Source organism: Lelliottia nimipressuralis, assembly GCF_004402045.1.
Lineage (GTDB): Bacteria > Pseudomonadota > Gammaproteobacteria > Enterobacterales > Enterobacteriaceae > Enterobacter > Enterobacter chinensis.
Window position 1 is genome coordinate 133425 of sequence record NZ_SOMG01000021.1, and the last position, 16274, is coordinate 149698.

Annotated in this window: 12 protein-coding genes; 1 reads left to right on the plus strand and 11 read right to left on the minus strand. The window is 55.9% G+C overall.

Annotation, left to right across the window (positions count from 1 at the left end; translation table 11 throughout):
- Positions 1-132: 132 nt before the first annotated feature.
- The 5 genes from ldtD to cmoM form a co-directional block, all read right to left on the minus strand.
- Positions 133-1956, minus strand: coding sequence for a L,D-transpeptidase (gene ldtD, locus E3U32_RS13695; RefSeq protein ID WP_134349219.1), 1824 nt, complete (start codon positions 1954-1956; stop codon positions 133-135).
- 177 nt (positions 1957-2133) lie between these two features.
- A complete protein-coding gene (gene mukB, locus E3U32_RS13700; RefSeq protein ID WP_134349220.1) occupies positions 2134-6585 on the minus strand; it encodes a chromosome partition protein MukB in 4452 nt (1483 codons plus the stop codon).
- Positions 6585-7289, minus strand: a complete 705-nt coding sequence (gene mukE, locus E3U32_RS13705; RefSeq protein WP_134349221.1) for a chromosome partition protein MukE — start codon at positions 7287-7289, stop codon at positions 6585-6587. The genes mukB and mukE overlap by 1 nt, the downstream gene beginning before the upstream one ends.
- Complete coding sequence (mukF, locus tag E3U32_RS13710) at positions 7270-8592, minus strand: chromosome partition protein MukF (RefSeq protein WP_134349222.1); 1323 nt, start codon at positions 8590-8592, stop codon at positions 7270-7272. Before mukF ends, mukE begins: the two co-directional genes overlap by 20 nt.
- A gap of 3 nt (positions 8593-8595) precedes the next feature.
- Positions 8596-9375 carry a tRNA uridine 5-oxyacetic acid(34) methyltransferase CmoM gene (gene cmoM / locus E3U32_RS13715; protein ID WP_134349223.1) on the minus strand — a complete coding sequence of 260 codons (780 nt, stop codon included), beginning with the start codon at positions 9373-9375 and terminating at the stop codon, positions 8596-8598.
- 124 nt (positions 9376-9499) lie between these two features.
- Between cmoM and elyC the strand changes: the two genes are divergently transcribed.
- Entirely contained in the window at positions 9500-10279 is a 780-nt protein-coding gene (elyC, locus tag E3U32_RS13720) for an envelope biogenesis factor ElyC (protein ID WP_134349224.1), read from the plus strand.
- On the opposite strand, the gene E3U32_RS13725 is transcribed toward elyC, so the two are convergent.
- The 6 genes from E3U32_RS13725 to msbA form a co-directional block, all read right to left on the minus strand.
- Entirely contained in the window at positions 10256-11149 is an 894-nt protein-coding gene (locus tag E3U32_RS13725) for a YcbJ family phosphotransferase (protein WP_134349225.1), read from the minus strand. The two genes, elyC and E3U32_RS13725, sit on opposite strands and share 24 nt — an antisense overlap.
- 140 nt (positions 11150-11289) lie before the next feature.
- Positions 11290-12036, minus strand: a complete 747-nt coding sequence (kdsB, locus tag E3U32_RS13730; protein WP_134349226.1) for a 3-deoxy-manno-octulosonate cytidylyltransferase — start codon at positions 12034-12036, stop codon at positions 11290-11292.
- Positions 12033-12215 (minus strand): protein YcaR, encoded by a 183-nt coding sequence (ycaR, locus tag E3U32_RS13735; RefSeq protein WP_006174474.1) that lies wholly within the window; start codon positions 12213-12215, stop codon positions 12033-12035. The genes kdsB and ycaR overlap by 4 nt, the downstream gene beginning before the upstream one ends.
- Positions 12216-12260: 45 nt before the next feature.
- Positions 12261-13490, minus strand: a complete 1230-nt coding sequence (locus E3U32_RS13740) for a winged helix-turn-helix domain-containing protein (protein WP_134349227.1) — start codon at positions 13488-13490, stop codon at positions 12261-12263.
- Positions 13491-13534: 44 nt separating this feature from the next.
- Positions 13535-14512: a tetraacyldisaccharide 4'-kinase gene (gene lpxK / locus E3U32_RS13745; RefSeq protein WP_134349228.1), complete on the minus strand. Its 978-nt coding sequence runs from the start codon at positions 14510-14512 to the stop codon at positions 13535-13537.
- Complete coding sequence (msbA, locus tag E3U32_RS13750) at positions 14509-16260, minus strand: lipid A ABC transporter ATP-binding protein/permease MsbA (RefSeq protein ID WP_134349229.1); 1752 nt, start codon at positions 16258-16260, stop codon at positions 14509-14511. Before msbA ends, lpxK begins: the two co-directional genes overlap by 4 nt.
- Between the last annotated feature and the right edge of the window lie 14 nt (positions 16261-16274).

A 16274-nucleotide genomic window follows, 5' to 3' on the forward strand; every position in this document is an offset into this window, starting at 1 on the left:
CGCACGAAGGGCACCTTAACTGGCAAAACCGGGTACGTCAAGGCGCCCAACCCCAGCAAATACGCGGCTTACAGCCATATTGCCCCGCATTCACCATAACTTACGACAATCATTTTTCCCGAACTACTTCATTTACCTGATTAATTGTTCCGCTTTTGGCAAAATTTGTGCGCCGGATCGCGCGGTGAGATCATAATTGTAAATATCTGTACGATACTGAGTACGCCCGTCTTCGCCAACAAACGCGGTCAGATAGTAAAGATTGACCGGAATATTGTGCCGAATATTCACGTAACGCGTATCCCCCTGCTTCAGGGCATCCGAGATGCGCGTATCGTTCCAGCCCGCATCCTGCAACAGCATATTAGCCAGCTCCGAGGCTTTGTTCACGCGCACGCAGCCAGAACTCAGCGCGCGAGTATCTTTCTGGAACAGGTTGTGGTTCGGCGTATCGTGCAGATAGATAGCTTCTGAACTCGGCATATTGAATTTGTAGCGCCCCAGCGAGTTATGCGCGCCCGGAGCCTGCTGGAAGCGGAACGGCAGATTAGATGCCGTGATCGTCGACCAGTCGACCATATAAGGATCGATAGCCTCTTTACTGTTCCATCCACGCATCACCGTATAGCCATGACGTTCCAGATAACCCGGATCGTTCCAGACCTTCGGCAGAATGTCTTTTCGCGCCAGGGTCGGCGGTACGTTCCACGGCGGGTTAACCACCACGTTATTCAGCGCACTGCTCATCATCGGTGTTTTACGATCCGGACGCCCGACAATCACGCGCGACGCCAGTTTTTCGCTACCATCCTGATAATAGACCAGAGAATACGCCGGAATGTTCACCATAATCCCGGTAGAGAGCGTGCCCGGCAGCAAGCGCAAACGCTGGATATTCAGCGCCAACACCCCTGCCCGCTGCGCAGGGGACACGTTCAGCCAGTCACGCGTAGTTTGGCCAATGACACCATCGGCCCCCAGCCCCTGAGCGGCCTGGAACTGTTTAACTGCCGCAACCAGTTCGCGATCGTAAGCTGCGGGTTTGTCGCTCAGGATAACGGCTTTCTTCTCTTTCACGGGAGCTGACGGGCTGACCACCGCGTTTTGCGGATCGTCGCCAGGCAAGGCTATATGTGGCCCGCCGTCCAGAAGACCGGAACGCATCAGGATCTCGCGCAGGGCAGGAACATCGCTGCTCCACTGCCCCGGACGCAGCGTCGCGGTACCGCGCATTTGCGGCCAAGGACGCGAGTCCCCCACCAGCGCCAGAAGCGACTGGTGCAGAGTGGCATATTGTGGATGTGCCGGTGCCAGGCTGGCAATAAAGCGCGGCAGTTCGCCATTATCCTGGGCTAACTGCCACTGGTTTATGACCGACAGCGCCGGCGTCGCCAGCTTATACGGCTTATCGCTGTACAACCAGCGGTTGCCGTTGACCGGAATACCCGCAACAAACTGCAGATAGCCCATCATGGCATCGGAAAGCACCACGTCCCGCGCCTGTCCGGTGACGGCGGGATCGGTTAACAGCTCAACCCATGTTGTAAACTGCGGCTGAAACCCGGCAATGGCCACTTCCGCCAGCTGCTGCTGGAAGGCGCGCACGGCATCGCGGTTTTCCCACATCGGTTTCATATCACGGGCAGCATAAAGCAGCGTGAGCTGATTGAGATAGACAGGCGTGTAGCCTGACGGTAGCCCCAACTTCAGCTGCTGACTGAGAGATTCGGCGTCGATGCCTTCCGGCAGCGGCTTAATACCGGCCATGACAGCCGTCGCTGGAGACTGCTCCAGCGGCTCAGACAGCGACGTTGGCTGCGCGCCTGTCGTTGCAGAGCTGTCAGTCGGCACAATTTCAGGCTCGTCGGCCTGGGCGGTTAACAGTGGAGCAAATATCACTGCCAGGCATAAACTGAGCGCAGACAGCTGACGACCACATTTTTTCTTTAGCAACATCCCTTGCCCCCTGTTTTCACGACATGCCCATCACGGTGGGGCTTTCTTTATTATAGGTAGCCGGCAAACCTGTTGCCTTACCTTATGTAAAGAAGTTTAAAGATAACGCAGCCCTAAGCACAAGTTAAGTTTAAAAAAAAAGCGGCGCCATAGCGCCGCTCCCGTTCAGGAGACGCGTCAGGACGCGTCCACCGTGGTTTCCTGCAAGGACTCTGGTGGCTGCGGGGCAAAGCCACGCAGCCCAACGACGTGTACGTGTTCGCTGTTCTGGAACACTTTACGCACCAGTTTATAGGTTGTGCCTTTTTCCGGGCTGATGTTTTCCGGTGCCGCAATGATGAGCTGCATATCAAGACGATCGCACAGCTCAAACAGTGTGGCGATGGAGCGGGCATCAAGACGTGCGGCTTCATCCAGGAACAGCAGGCGACATGGAGAGATGTCTTTGCCGCGCAGGCGACGCGCTTCATCTTCCCAGCTTTGAACCACCATCACCAGAATCGACATACCTGTACCGATAGCTTCACCGGTAGACAGTGCGCCTGACTCCGCACGCAGCCAGCCGTCGGACCCACGGTTTACTTCAACTTCCATTTCCAGGTAGTTGCGGTAATCCAGCAGCTCTTCACCGATGTTTTGCGGCGTACGCTGCCCCATATCAATCTGCGGGTTCAGGCGCTGGTACAGCTTCGCCAGCGCTTCCGAGAAGGTCAGCCGATTGCTGTTGAACAGATCCTGATGCTGTTCATGTTGTTCAGACAACACATCCAGCAGCGTGGAGTGGGCTTCACGCACGTTCACGTTCAGACGTACGCTGTTTACCTGACCAAACGAAACATTCTGCAGCCCCTGGTTCAGCTGGCGAATACGGTTCTGCTCGCGCTGAATGGTTTTGCGGATAATGTTCGACACGCTGCGGGAGCTGATCGCCAGCTTTTGCTCGCGCGAGGTCAGCTCTTCCGTCAGACGGCCCAGTTCGATTTCCATCTGTTCGATAGCTTCAACCGGATCGTCGGTGCGGATGATGTCCTGACGAATTCGCTCACGCAGGTGCTGATACACGGCAACGAAGAACTGAATTTTACGTTCAGGACGTTTTGGATCTTCTGACATACGCAGCACGTCGCGCAGATGTTCGTTATCCGCCACCGCCAGACGCAACGCACCCAATGCCTTATCCGACATGGAGCGCAGCTCGTCGCCGGAGAGATAGGCCAGCTCGCGACGGTGCAGACGACGTTCAACGTTGTTGTCTTTCACCATGCGCATGACCGCACACCAGCCCGCCTTCGCGGTGACAACCTGCTCACGCATCTCGTGATAGTCGCGCTCAAGCTTACGCAGCCGACGGGTCAGGTTGTCCATCTCCGCTTCACAGAAGGTCAGCGCTTTTTCCAGCTGATTGCGACGGGCGCGGTTGTTGCTGAGCTGGCTATGCAGCTCATCACGACGAATTCGCGCGCGCTCTTCGGCACCGCTGTCTGCACGCACGCCAATGTCCTGCAGTTCTTTGTGCAGATCGTTTAGCAGCTCTTTTTTGGTGTCGTAGGAGCTTTTCAGCGAGGCCATCACCTGGCTGTACTGGCTCAGCTGAGCCGCATGACTGCGCATCGCTTCACGGGCGCGGGTACGTTCTGCTTCAGCCTGCTCAAGACGCTGGCGCAGCTTCTCGTTAAGGTCGCTATTCCCGCTTAGCATTTCAGCCGAATCGGAGTAGCCGAAGTGGGCCCGACGCTGCACCACTTCCGTCAGGGCAAACGCCTGCTGACGCGCTTCACGCTGAACCTGCTGCGACCAGGCATAATCTTCTTTTAACTGCTCGTACTGCTCCGGATCGCTCTGCAGAACCGAAACAACCGGCTCCAGCTTCGCTAACTGATTGCCGTGCTGCTGCACAAAGCGTGCGGCTTCCTGAGCTTCATCCAGACGTTCCTGGATCTCATCCACACGGTCAGCCAGCGTGTCATCTGCCAGCAGATTCAGGCGAGGCAGAATGCGGTTAAGGGCTGCAACGCCCTCTTTCGCCTGCTCGAACTGAACGCGACTCTGCTGGTTGTCATTTTCATGATTGGCCAGCGCACGTTCCAGTTCACCCCGACGGGTGTTGAGCTTACGAATTTCGGCTTCCGGGTCAGCGTCAAAGGCTACGGCCAGATGGCTGCCAATAAAGCGGCTAAAGGCCTGGTGCAGACGCTGGGTTTTCTGCACGTCAAACGACAGCGTCGCAAAACGTTCAGAGAGCGTTTCACGCTCTGCATGCAGGGTTTCAATACGATTTTCACGCGCGGCACGGCCAAAGAGAGGCAGTTCCGGGAAGCGTGAATAACGCCACTGACGGTCAGCGATTTTCACCACAACCGCTTTTTCCAGCTCATCTACGCTGAACACGCTGTCATCGAATGACTGCGGATCACCTTCGATCAGGTAGAGATCTTCCGGACAATCTTCCAGGCCAGCAAGCTGTTCAGAAATCAGCGACAAATCCGGCACCACAATCGCGTTACGCGATGGGCCATACAGCGCGGAGAAGTACGGCGCGTCATCGAGACCTACATCGTCATAGATTTCTGACAGCAGTACGCCACCGAAACGCTCCGCCAACGTGTTGAGGCGCGCATCTTCCGAACCACCCGGCTGGCTTAAGCGCTCAATTTCTTCGTCGACGTCACGCTTACGTGCGCCCACTTCGTCACGCTCTACAATCGCTTCACGCTCTCGCTCCAGCAACTGCTGCAGGTATTCGGTGACGTCCTGACTGGATGCAAACTCTTCACCGCACTGTTCGCTGAGCTGGCTCAAACTGGTTTGCGCCGCAAGCCATATCGGCGCACGCTGCAACAGCGTCTGTGAACGAGACTGGAGCTGCTCCATTTCCTGTCGCAGCGTCATACGCTGTTCGCTTGCGTTCGATACGGAGTCAGAAAGTGCTGCAATACGGGCTTCGAGTTCCTGATGCAGGGCCTCGAGCTCGTCGAAATCGTAATTTTTGCCCTGACGCTTGCAGAATTCGGTCAGCAGACGCTCGGCTTCCTGCTGCTCGCGCAGGCGCTGCTCAAGCTCGTTCAGGCGCATGCGCAGCGGCTGAACCTGCTCGGCCAGATGGCGCTGGTTCACACCGTCGCGCAGCAGTTCACGGGCAACATTCCACGCTTCGTTACGCGCCAGCGGGCCGTTAATCGCCACCACCAGCTGATAGGCCTGCTCAAACTGGCTGTGCGCCGTTTGCACGACGCTCATCTTCTGTTCGAGAGACAGCAGTTTCTCAGTAGCTTCCTGCTCTTTGGCCTGGAACGTATCCAGCCATTCTTCAGCGCTCTCTGCCGTTAAGTCAGGGAGATGGCACAGCTCTTTTGCACGCTGTAATGCCTGCAAAGCCTGGTTGTACTGAATCGCGCGCGTCTGCTGCACGTCCAGCGCCTGCTGGTAATCAGCAAGCTGGCTTTTCAGCTCATCCACTTCCAGCTCGGCGGCTTCGGCACGGGCTTCGTTCTCTTCCTGCTTGTCAGCGGCTTCTGCCACCACTTCGTTTTGCTCTTCAAGACGAATTTGCAGCTCATCGAGATCCGCTTCGTAGCGCTCGATTTTCTCCTGCTGACGCAGCGCGGTTTGCACCAGATTCAGGTGATCGCTGGCGGCCTGATAATCAGCTTCCAGGTCACCTTCGGCACCATTCTGTTCGCCCAGCTCACGCGCCATTTCAACGTGCTTATACTGCTCAGCCACCAGCTGTTTACGTGAGGTAAAGAGCTCCCGGCGATACTCTAACGCCTGATCGAGGTGAATGCGGCGCTCGTTGGCGTGACGCATATAATCTGCCGCCACATAGTTGGTGGCTTCGCTGATCAGATGTTTAAACAGGTCACGGTCGGACTGGGTAACGCGAATGGCTTCGAGCGTCATGCGGTTTTCACGCAGCGCAGCTTCCATATCCTGGAAAGCCTTACGCACGCCGCTGTTTTCCGGCAACAGGTAGTCGCGCAGAGAGCGGGTAATGGCGCTTGAGATACCGCCGTACAGGGACGCTTCAATCAGACGGTAGTATTTACTACGGTCGGACGCGGTACGCAGACGACGGGCAACCACACCCAGATCGAACATCAGGGAGTGGTAATCGGTAATCGAGTTGAACTGCTTGAACTGTACGCCTTCGATGGTTTCGAGCTTGTCTTTCAGCTCCTGCAGCGTTAGCACGCGAGCCTGACGCTCGTTCAGGGTTTCTGTCAGCAATGCCGTTGGCTGCATGGAGGTTGGCAAGCCCTGGATCGCAAAGGGTTTGATATCCACTTTACGGTCACGGCCCGCAATCTGCTGCAGGCGCACGCCCACCACCACACGCTGGTGACGGGAGTTGATAACGTCCAGCACCGAATAACAGACGCCGGCTTTTAACTTACCGTGCAGACCTTTATCACGAGAGCCGCTTGTCGCCCCCGCTTCGGTGGTGTTACGGAAGTGCAGCAGCGTCAGATCGGGGATAAGCGCTGTGACAAATGCCGCCATGGTGGTGGATTTACCCGCACCGTTGCCGCCGGAGAGCGTCGTAACCAGCTCGTCCAGATCGAAGGTTCGGGCAAAGAAGCCGTTCCAGTTAATCAGCGTTAGTGAGCGAAATTTACCGCGTTCAATCATTACTCTTCCTCCCCGCTATCCGGCTGATTCTCTTCATGCTCGTCATTGAGCTGCAAATGGTTTTCGACCGGCATCGCTTCACCGTCGCGGATCATGCGAAGTTGAGCTTCTCGCGCGTCATCGCCCGCACGCACATCGGCGCCGAAGCGGAAGACCGATTCCGTAATGCGGAATTTGCTGCTGTCGTGGCCCATAAACCAGACCATACCCAGACGACGCAGACGGTTCAGGGAAGAGCGTACTTTTTCCTGTAATTTCTGACGGTCAAGATCCGACCCCGTGGAACGGTTGTTCACCAGCTTGAGCAGCTTGCTCTCATCTGCCAGCGTCAACAGCTCATCGTAAAGTTCCTGCTGGGTGAAGATACCTTCATTCGCCAGACGCTCGGGGCTGAGATAGAGGTAGCAAAGAATTTTGCCGACCATCATATCCAGCTCGGAGAGCACGGAACGCGGGATGAGCGTCGTGGAGCGTGGGCGCAGGTAGAAAAACCCTTCCGGTGCGCGGATAAGTTCAACGTTATAGCGCGCGTAAAACTCTTCCAGGTACTCCTGGAAATCCATCAAAAAGGCGTGATTATCCAGCTCGTCTAAGCCAATGTGACGACCGGCACGCAGCTGGCTGTCCAGCGCCGGAAATAACGGATTCGCCAGCGCCTGTGCCAGCTTAACTGGCATCACTTGTTCAATATTTGTCAATGACATGCGCCTGTACCTTGGCTCCGTAATCGTTAATTGACTGCCACTTCGGCGGCAGTCCGGTGAAATCTGCTTGCGCGACGCCCAGGCGCACCGCCTGGTCTACCACAATGCGGGCAATGTCGAAGTGGCGCGCGCGAGGATATTGCGCCAGATAGTCGCGCACCACGAGCCCCAGATCCAGCGGCACTTGTCTGGTTTTGTAGATGGCAAGCTGTTCTTCGATCATCGCCGCAAGCTGCTCGCGAATTTCGTTAAATTCTTCATACTCAAGATCCGGCGGCAGTTCACCGGTCACCTCTTCATCGCGCAGGGCCATCTCTTCGTCGCGCATATCCAGCAGACGATCGGCACTGGCGTAGGTCAGCGCCCACGGCGCATCGAAATAGGTCTGCACCGACTGACGCAGACGCTGAGCAAAGACGCGGTTTTTATCCATATCAATCGCGGTACGGATAAATTTATGCACGTGACGGTCATAGCCGATCCACAGGTCGATCGACTGCTGGCCCCAGCTGATAATGCGGTCGAGTTTGCTTTGCAGATCGAAGACCAGACGATCGACAAAATGCAGATCGTCATGCGCCAGGGTCGCATCCTGAATGCGCAGCAGGTTCGCCTGAAGCTTATCCCCTGCCGCTTCCAGCGTATCCTGCAGCTCACGCAGCGTGCCGGAGGTTTCTGACAGCAGAAGTTCACAGCTGGAGATGGCGGCACGCCAGTCTTTATTCAGCAGCTGCGCGATATCGTCTTTCACCTGCTGCTGCTGTTCGTCCATCAGACGCTGGGTCAGATCGATACTGTCGAAGATTTCCGCCACCGAATATTTCAGCGGCGCGTAGACGTTACGGTGCCAGTGGAATTCGTCACCGTTTTCATCCGCAGCATCGGCGGCACGCTTAAGCTCACCCGCCACGATCGAGAGCTGCATAGAAAGACGCAGCGTGGAAAATTCACGCTGGCGAATATAGTAATCGGTGATACCGATGCCCAGTGGCGTCAGGCGATAGATGGCGTTTCCTTCCGCCTGCTCGCTAGTAAAGCGGTTCAGCAGACGTTGACGCACCATATCGTTGATTGCGTTGTTGGCACGCACGCTAATGGTTTCGCTGGTTTGCTCAAACGCATCACTGACATGGCGGAACGCATCCACCAGTTCACCCTCGCTCATTTCGCCATCCAGCCGTTCGCCATTCAGCGTGGCAACCGCCAGCAGAAAAGAGAGTCTGTCTACCGGCAGCGAGATGGAGAAATCGTTTTTCCTGGCCCAGGCAACCAGTTCGGGGACTGTCTGGGAAAATTCACTCATAGATTATCCTTGCATCTGCGGCTTGCGCGCGGTGACGTGTATATAGCGGCCAAGGCTCAGGTAAGGCTCCTGACGGCAATACCGCGTTTCTATTTCTGTTAAGGCGTCTAAACAGTCATGCTGTTTTTGTTTATCACGCAGATAATCATGAAACACCCTCACGCCTGTTTTACCGGTGATCTCCCAGCCAATCTCCTCCAGCCAGCCATAGACCTGCTGCGGTTCTCGCGGGAAATCCGGCGATAGCGTGCGCCGTTTCTTTTTATACATACCCTGCTGCACGTAGCCGAAATTGCCTACCAGCACGTTACGCATCAGCAGGCCGTTAGCATTGTAGAACATCAGCGATAACGCACCGCCCGGACACAACATCGACCACAGCGTTTTTAACATGGCTTGCGGTTCAGCTACCCATTCCAGCACAGCATGAAACAATATCAGATCAACCTGAGTTTCCAAATGCTGCGGGATGTCCTGAGCGGCGCAATGTATAAAATGCATGTTGTCGCTCACACCTTTCTCTTCTGCCGCGCGTTGGGCGCGCGCAACCATCTCTGCAGAAAGATCGCAAAGCGTGACGTGATGACCGCGTTGCGCCATAAGAATGGCTGTCTGGCCTTCCCCGCCACCGGCATCCAGCACGCGCAACTTGCGGTCACCGAAATCAGCAAGCAGCTTGTCCAGATCCTGCCAGAGGATCGTCTGACGGAGCTGTCCTTTCGTGGTGCCATAAATGTTGCGCGAAAACTTTTCCGCGATGTCATCAAAATTGCGATCCCGCATTGGGAGAGTTCCACTCGCTAACTGCAAAACCGCTATTTTGTCACACCCGCGCGGAGAATGAACCTCTCTGGTGTAATATCACGGGTAATCACCTGCTATATGGTCAAAAAAGGAACCAAAAAGGATGCTTTTTACCCTTAAGAAATACATTGGAGGGATGATGCTTCCCCTTCCGCTGCTGCTCATCACGATCGCGCTGGGGCTGGCGCTGGTCTGGTTCAGTCGCTTTCAGAAAAGTGGCAAAACGCTTATCACGCTCGGCTGGTTTGTCTTGCTGCTGTTAAGCCTGCAACCGGTCGCGGATGGTCTGTTACGCCCTATCGAAAACAAATACCCGACATGGCAGGGAAATCAGAAAGTGGCGTACATCGTGGTGCTGGGCGGCGGGTATACCTGGGATCCGGACTGGGCACCCAGCTCGAACCTGATCAACAACAGCCTGCCACGGCTAAACGAGGGTATTCGCCTGTGGCTGGCGAACCCGGGATCAAAAATGATCTTCACCGGCGCGGCGGCAAAAACGAACCCGGTGAGTACGGCTGAGGCAGGCGCCAGAGTCGCGGAATCACTCGGCGTGCCGCGTTCCTCAATCATTACGCTGGACAGTCCAAAAGATACCGAAGAAGAGGCTGCAGCGGTGAAGCAGGCGATTGGCGATGTGCCGTTCTTGCTGGTGACATCCGCCTCACACCTGCCAAGAGCGATGATTTTCTTTGAAAAACAAGGCCTGCACCCACTTCCCGCACCGGCAAACCAGATGGCCATCGCCGCACCGCTCAACCCGTGGGAACGGGCAATCCCGTCCCCCGCGTGGCTGATGCATAGCGACCGCGTCGGCTATGAGACGCTCGGACGCCTCTGGCAGTGGCTGAAAGGCTCCTCAGGCGAGCCAGGGCAAGAGTGATTTTGTCGCCAGATCGAAGTTTGCGCGATTGAAACGTCCGGTATTGACCAGTTGCGCGACTTCGTCCCAGAGCAGGTAGAGCCAGCGCCGCCAGAGAAACGCTTCTGCAACCGGCGCGCGCTGAAGGTAGTGCCACAGTAAACCTTCCGCCGCCCCGCTGTCGCTGAGCCTGAACAGCTCATATTCGCGCGGCGCCCAGAGCATGATCCCCGGTCCGACCATCGCAAGGAGCTGATCGCTGCGGGAGTCTTTGAGCATGCTGCGCAGGGTGAAATTACCGTGGATCAGCACGCAGTTGTCATTAAAGCCTTCGAACAACGCCGGTAAGCACTCGCGGGTGCGAAACAGAATACGTTTGTCCTGCATGGTTAAACCGGTGTTACTGAACTGATTAAGCGTTCCCCACAGCACTTCAACCCGCTGGCGATACCACAGCGGCCACAGGTTTTCCTGGGTACTGTCGACCGGCCCCACGAGTCCACGGCTATCCTGACGATGCCAGGCCAGCAGCGCCTCAACAATCTGGTCTTTCAGCTGTTCCCAACGCTCCGGCGTACGCGCCGGGGCTTCAACAGACACGCCGCGTAAACGCTCAATCAGCAGCACGTCCGGCCCGGGGTGTTCCTCATGCGTCATCACACCGTACACCGTCGGCATACGGACCGTTCCCTCCCGTGCCAGCATCGACATTTTCCATGCGAGCTGCCTGGCGACACCCGGCGAGGTAAAACTTCTGGCCATCAGCGGCATTGGGTTGCCCTGACTGTCGTACAACGACCAGAGCGCGGTATCGGCCTTTTCACTCACGCATTCGACCCGGCTTAACTTCTCACCAAGCAGATGGCTAAGTTCGGCACGCAGCTGTTCCATATGAGATTACCCCCATTAAGACTACTGCTTTTATAATGAGCGTCCTGGATGAAGATGTCACCCGGAAGAGATCAATTATGGAAAAGAAAGGGAAAGGCGTGAGGAAAGACATCCCCCCGAAAGGAGGGATGCAGGCGGTATTAACGCAATTCGGCGCGGACGCGCTCAAGATCTTCCGGCGTATCTACGCCCGTTCCAGGCACTTCTCGGGCCACGGCAACATGGATTTTATCGCCATACCAAAGCACGCGAAGCTGCTCCAGCATTTCGATATGCTCCAGCGGACTGGGTGCCCAGGTGACATAACGGCGAATAAAGCCAGCGCGATAGCCGTAGATCCCAATATGGCGCAGGAAAGAATCACCAATGGTCTCTTTTGAGAGCGCAAAGCGATCGCGATCCCATGGGATCGTGGCGCGGGAGAAATAGAGCGCATAGCCTTCGGCATCCATAACCACCTTCACCGCATTCGGATTGAATGCCTCTTCAGCATGGTGAATAGGTACCGCGAGCGTCGCCATACCAACCTGACGCTGAGCCAGGTTTTCTGCCACCTGACGGATAATGACCGCCGGGATCATCGGCTCGTCACCCTGCACGTTCACGATGACCGTATCATCACTGAAACCGCATTTCTCAACCACTTCCGCCAGGCGTTCAGTGCCGGACTGGTGATCGGCGCGAGTCATGCACACCTCACCGCCTGCTGCCTCAACCGCACGGGCGACATCCGGATGATCGGTGGCGACAATGACGCGCTCGGCACCGGATTCACGCGCCCGCTCAAGGACATGCACAATCATTGGCTTGCCGTTGATATCCACCAGCGGCTTACCGGGCAGACGCGTAGACGCGTAGCGCGCAGGGATAATGACAACAAAACTCATGGTTTGCTCTCTTCTGCCACCAGGGAACGGGCTTCATTTTCCAGCAATACCGGAATACCGTCGCGCAGCGGGAAGGCCAGACTGTCCAGCTTACAAATCAGCTCTTGTTTGTCCTGGCTGTAGTAGAGTTTGCCGTTGCATACCGGGCAGGCAATAATTTCAAGTAAACGGTGATCCATAGTTCCTCCGTATGGGTAATCGCTAAAGCTTAACACATTCCTTTTTCAGGGCGTGCCTGTTTCCCAGCCACTTCGACAGGATGCAAACAGCCCGTCGGGTACCCGACCCAGCGTCACGTCACGGGCCCCCTGCCAGCGCGCGAATTCGCTAATGGCAAACGTCAGCCCTTTTTCCAGCGTCGCCGTCACCCTGACGCCCTCTTCCAGATAAAGGGCAATGATTTCAAGCGTGCCAGTCTTGCGGTGCATTTTGGCATCCATACGTCCGACCAGCTGTCCCTTATGCAGCAGAGGTAAAACGAAGTAGCCATACTGACGCTTTGGCGCCGGGGTATAACATTCCAGCCGGTAGCTGAAATCGAACAGCTGCTCGGCGCGTTTTCTGTCCCAGACCACCGGATCGAAAGGCGACAACACCGTGCTGTGGGTTGCCTGCAATTTTCCTTCCAGGGCCAGAGGCAAGAGCGGGAGAAGATCCTCATGCAGCCACATTTCGCCCAGTGTTTCCACCATGACGGGAATGATTCGCTGTTCTTGCTGCCACATTTCCAGCAGCGGTTTTAGGGCGGGCTGGCGCAGACGATAATAATCAGCCAGCCATTGTGAACGGAAAATGCCCAGGCTGCGGGCGCTATTTTCCAGCATGATGGCCTCAGCCGCTTCCTGGGAGAGCAGGTCCTGCTCGTCGTTCCAGTGCGGCATCACGCGATGCGTCAGGTCGTATACGCGCTGAAAATTACGCCGTTCAATCACCATCACTTTGCCTGACGTGAACAGCCCTTCGAGATGACGTTTGTGCGGCTTCCACTCCCACCAGCCACTTGTGCCTTTGCGCGGGTGTTCAAAATCGGCGGAACGTACGGGACCGTTTTCCTGAATGTGCGCGATGAGCTGCTCGATTTCAGCCGCATGTTCCAGCATCCACGCCTGGCGGTACTTCCAGCCCATCTTATCCGGTGAGAGCATGCGGTGACGGACCAGTGCGAAATCGCTGCGGGGCAGGAAACAGGCTTCGTGCGCCCAATACTCCATTAACTCCCCCTTGCTGAGCGCCTCATCCAGCCACTGTGATGGATAACTCCCCAGACGGCTAAACAGCACCAGGTAAGGGCTGCGGGCCACAATGTTAATGGTATCGATTTGAAGTAGCGACATGCGCTGGACGGTAGAGAGAATATCGGCAGGCTGCGCTCGGCGGCGGGGCTTTTTGAGCAGCCCCTGCGCGGCAAGGTGTAAATGACGTGCGGCTGAAAGCGAGAGTTGCGGTAAAGACATGCGTTTTCCTGTCAGTCAAAGCGCCACCAGAACCGCGTAAGCGTTTATTGCACCAACGCAATCAGTTCCTTGAGCAATTGTTCCGGCTGCTCGCCGCTGAGCTCAGCGTCAACCGGCAGATACCACCAGTTTTCTTTCGCAAAGGCACGGCATTTCACCGCATCTTTTTCGGTCATGATCAGGGTCTGTCCGGGTACGGTGAGCAAATCTACCTGCCCTTCTACCAGCGCCTGATGGTCAGCCAACGGAACACGCTTTTCAAGGCGAGCACCGCACTGTTCAAGCGTAGCGAAGAAACGCGGAGGATGGCCAATACCCGCCATCGCCACCAGCGCAGGTAATTGAGAAACCGACCGGCGTTCACCCGTCACCAGGTTGACCGCCATTCCCGGCAGGAGACGCATGGGAATTTCACCCGCTTTTGCCTCACCACCGTTCACAATCACCGCATCTACGGACTTCAGACGCGAAGCGCGTTCCCGCATTGGCCCCGCCGGCAGCCACCAGCCGTTACCGAAACGGCGAACCCCGTCGATCACCACAATCTCTTTATCACGCGCCAGGGCGTAATGTTGCAGCCCATCATCCGTAATGATGATTTGCACCGCATGTTTAGCAACCAGAGCCTGCACGGCGTCGCTGCGCACCGGAGAGACCGCGACAGGTGCGCCGGTACGCTGGAAAATCAGTACGGGTTCATCTCCCGCTTCGGCAGTCGCGGTTTCCGCCGTCAGAAGAAGAGGATACTGCGCTGCTTTACCACCATAACCGCGAGATACAACCCCAGGGCGAATACCGCGTTTTTGCAGTTGTTCAACCAGCCAGATAACCACAGGTGTTTTACCATTGCCACCCGCAGTAAGGTTGCCCACAACTACAACCGGAACCGGCGCACGCCAGGCTCGCTTCAGCCCCAGACGGTACAACAGACGAATCGCACCGCTCACCAGGCCATACAGCCAGGAGAGCGGCAAAAGCAGCAGCCACAGCGGGGATTCACCGGACCAGATGCGTGCAATCATTGTTGACCGAACTGCATCTTATGCAACTGGGCATAAACGCCGCGGTGTTCCAGCAAATCAGCATGGCTTCCGCGTTCAACAATGATCCCATCCTCAACCACGACGATTTCATCAGCCTGCTCGATAGTCGACAGACGGTGCGCAATCACCAGCGATGTGCGGTTCTTTTGCAGTTCATCCAGCGCGGACTGGATAGCGCGTTCAGATTCGGTATCCAGCGCGGAGGTCGCTTCGTCCAGTATCAGGATTGGGCTGTCACGCAGCAGCGCACGCGCAATCGCAATACGCTGACGCTGGCCTCCGGAGAGGAGCACGCCGTTTTCACCAATGATGGTATCCAGACCGTTATCCATCTTGTTGATAAAGTCCATCGCATACGCCATGCGTGCGGCATTCTCGATCTGCTCGCGGCTGTACTCATCAGTGCGTGCGTAAGCAATATTGTTGGCAACCGTATCGTTGAACAGGTGGACGTTCTGAGAGACCAGCGCAACCTGGTTACGCAGCGACTGCAGGGTATACTCCCGCAGGTCGTGACCATCTAACAGGATCTCGCCTTCGTTAATATCGTAGAAACGGGTGATCAGACTGGCAATGGTCGATTTACCCGAACCAGAACGGCCTACCAGCGCAACGGTTTTACCTGCCGGAATAGACAGGTTGATATTACGCAGTGCAGGCACTTCGCGGCCTGGATAGGTAAAGGTCACGTTGCGGAATTCAAGGTCGCCGTTCGCACGCTCAATGACGCGTTTACCTTCATCTTTTTCCTGCTCGGAATCCAGAATGCTGAACAGGGTCTGGCAGGCGGCCATCCCGCGCTGGAACTGGGCGTTAACGTTCGTCAGCGATTTTAGCGGACGCATCAGGGCAATCATGGAAGAGAAGACCACCGTGATGGTACCCGCCGTCAGCGTCTCCATCACGCTCGGGAAGCTTGCCGCATACAGAACGAACGCCAGCGCCAGAGAGGCAATAAGCTGAATGACAGGGTCAGAAATTGAAGAGGCCGAAACCATTTTCATCCCCTGCAGACGCATTTTGTTGCTGACTTTATCAAAGCGTTTGGTTTCGACTTCCTGACCACCGAAAATCAGAACTTCTTTATGTCCTTTCAGCATCTGCTCCGCGCTGGTCGTCACCTGCCCCATCGTGTTCTGCATATTCTTACTGATATTGCGGAAGCGTTTTGATACGACACGAATAGCAATGGAAACAATCGGAGCCAGCACAATAAGGATGATCGACAGCTGCCAGCTGTAATAGAACATCATCGCGAACAGGCCGATGATTGATGCGCCCTCACGCACAACGGTAATCAGCGCGCTTGAGGACGAGGAGGCGACCTGCTCTGAGTCGTAGGTAATGCGAGACAGCAGCGTACCGGTAGACTGTTTGTCAAAGAATGAGACCGGCATGCCCATCATGTGACTGAACAGACGACGGCGCATGGTCATTACCACTTTCCCTGATACCCAGGAGATACAGTAGCTGGAGATATAGCTGGTGATACCGCGTAAGATCATCAGTCCGATAACCACCAGAGGCATCCATAGCAACACTGAGCGATCCGTTTTACCAAAACCGTCGTCCAGTAACGGTTTGAGAAGCGATAGCATAAAAGTATCGCTGGCTGCGTTGAGGATTAACGCTACACCCGCCACGATCAAGCCTGGTTTAAAGGGCGCAATCATCGGCCAGAGTCGGCGGAACGTTTGCCACGTGGAGAGATCTTTGTCGTTATGCATTCAAAAAACCAGCA

Excerpts from the sequence above, each read along its gene's own strand:
- ldtD (WP_134349219.1), bottom strand. The coding sequence starts at position 1,956 with ATGTTGCTAAAGAAAAAATGTGGTCGTCAGCTGTCTGCGCTCAGTTTA.
- mukB (WP_134349220.1), bottom strand. The coding sequence starts at position 6,585 with ATGATTGAACGCGGTAAATTTCGCTCACTAACGCTGATTAACTGGAAC.
- mukE (WP_134349221.1), bottom strand. The coding sequence starts at position 7,289 with ATGTCATTGACAAATATTGAACAAGTGATGCCAGTTAAGCTGGCACAG.
- mukF (WP_134349222.1), bottom strand. The coding sequence starts at position 8,592 with ATGAGTGAATTTTCCCAGACAGTCCCCGAACTGGTTGCCTGGGCCAGG.
- cmoM (WP_134349223.1), bottom strand. The coding sequence starts at position 9,375 with ATGCGGGATCGCAATTTTGATGACATCGCGGAAAAGTTTTCGCGCAAC.
- elyC (WP_134349224.1), top strand. The coding sequence starts at position 9,500 with ATGCTTTTTACCCTTAAGAAATACATTGGAGGGATGATGCTTCCCCTT.
- E3U32_RS13725 (WP_134349225.1), bottom strand. The coding sequence starts at position 11,149 with ATGGAACAGCTGCGTGCCGAACTTAGCCATCTGCTTGGTGAGAAGTTA.
- kdsB (WP_134349226.1), bottom strand. The coding sequence starts at position 12,036 with ATGAGTTTTGTTGTCATTATCCCTGCGCGCTACGCGTCTACGCGTCTG.
- ycaR (WP_006174474.1), bottom strand. The coding sequence starts at position 12,215 with ATGGATCACCGTTTACTTGAAATTATTGCCTGCCCGGTATGCAACGGC.
- E3U32_RS13740 (WP_134349227.1), bottom strand. The coding sequence starts at position 13,490 with ATGTCTTTACCGCAACTCTCGCTTTCAGCCGCACGTCATTTACACCTT.
- lpxK (WP_134349228.1), bottom strand. The coding sequence starts at position 14,512 with ATGATTGCACGCATCTGGTCCGGTGAATCCCCGCTGTGGCTGCTGCTT.
- msbA (WP_134349229.1), bottom strand. The coding sequence starts at position 16,260 with ATGCATAACGACAAAGATCTCTCCACGTGGCAAACGTTCCGCCGACTC.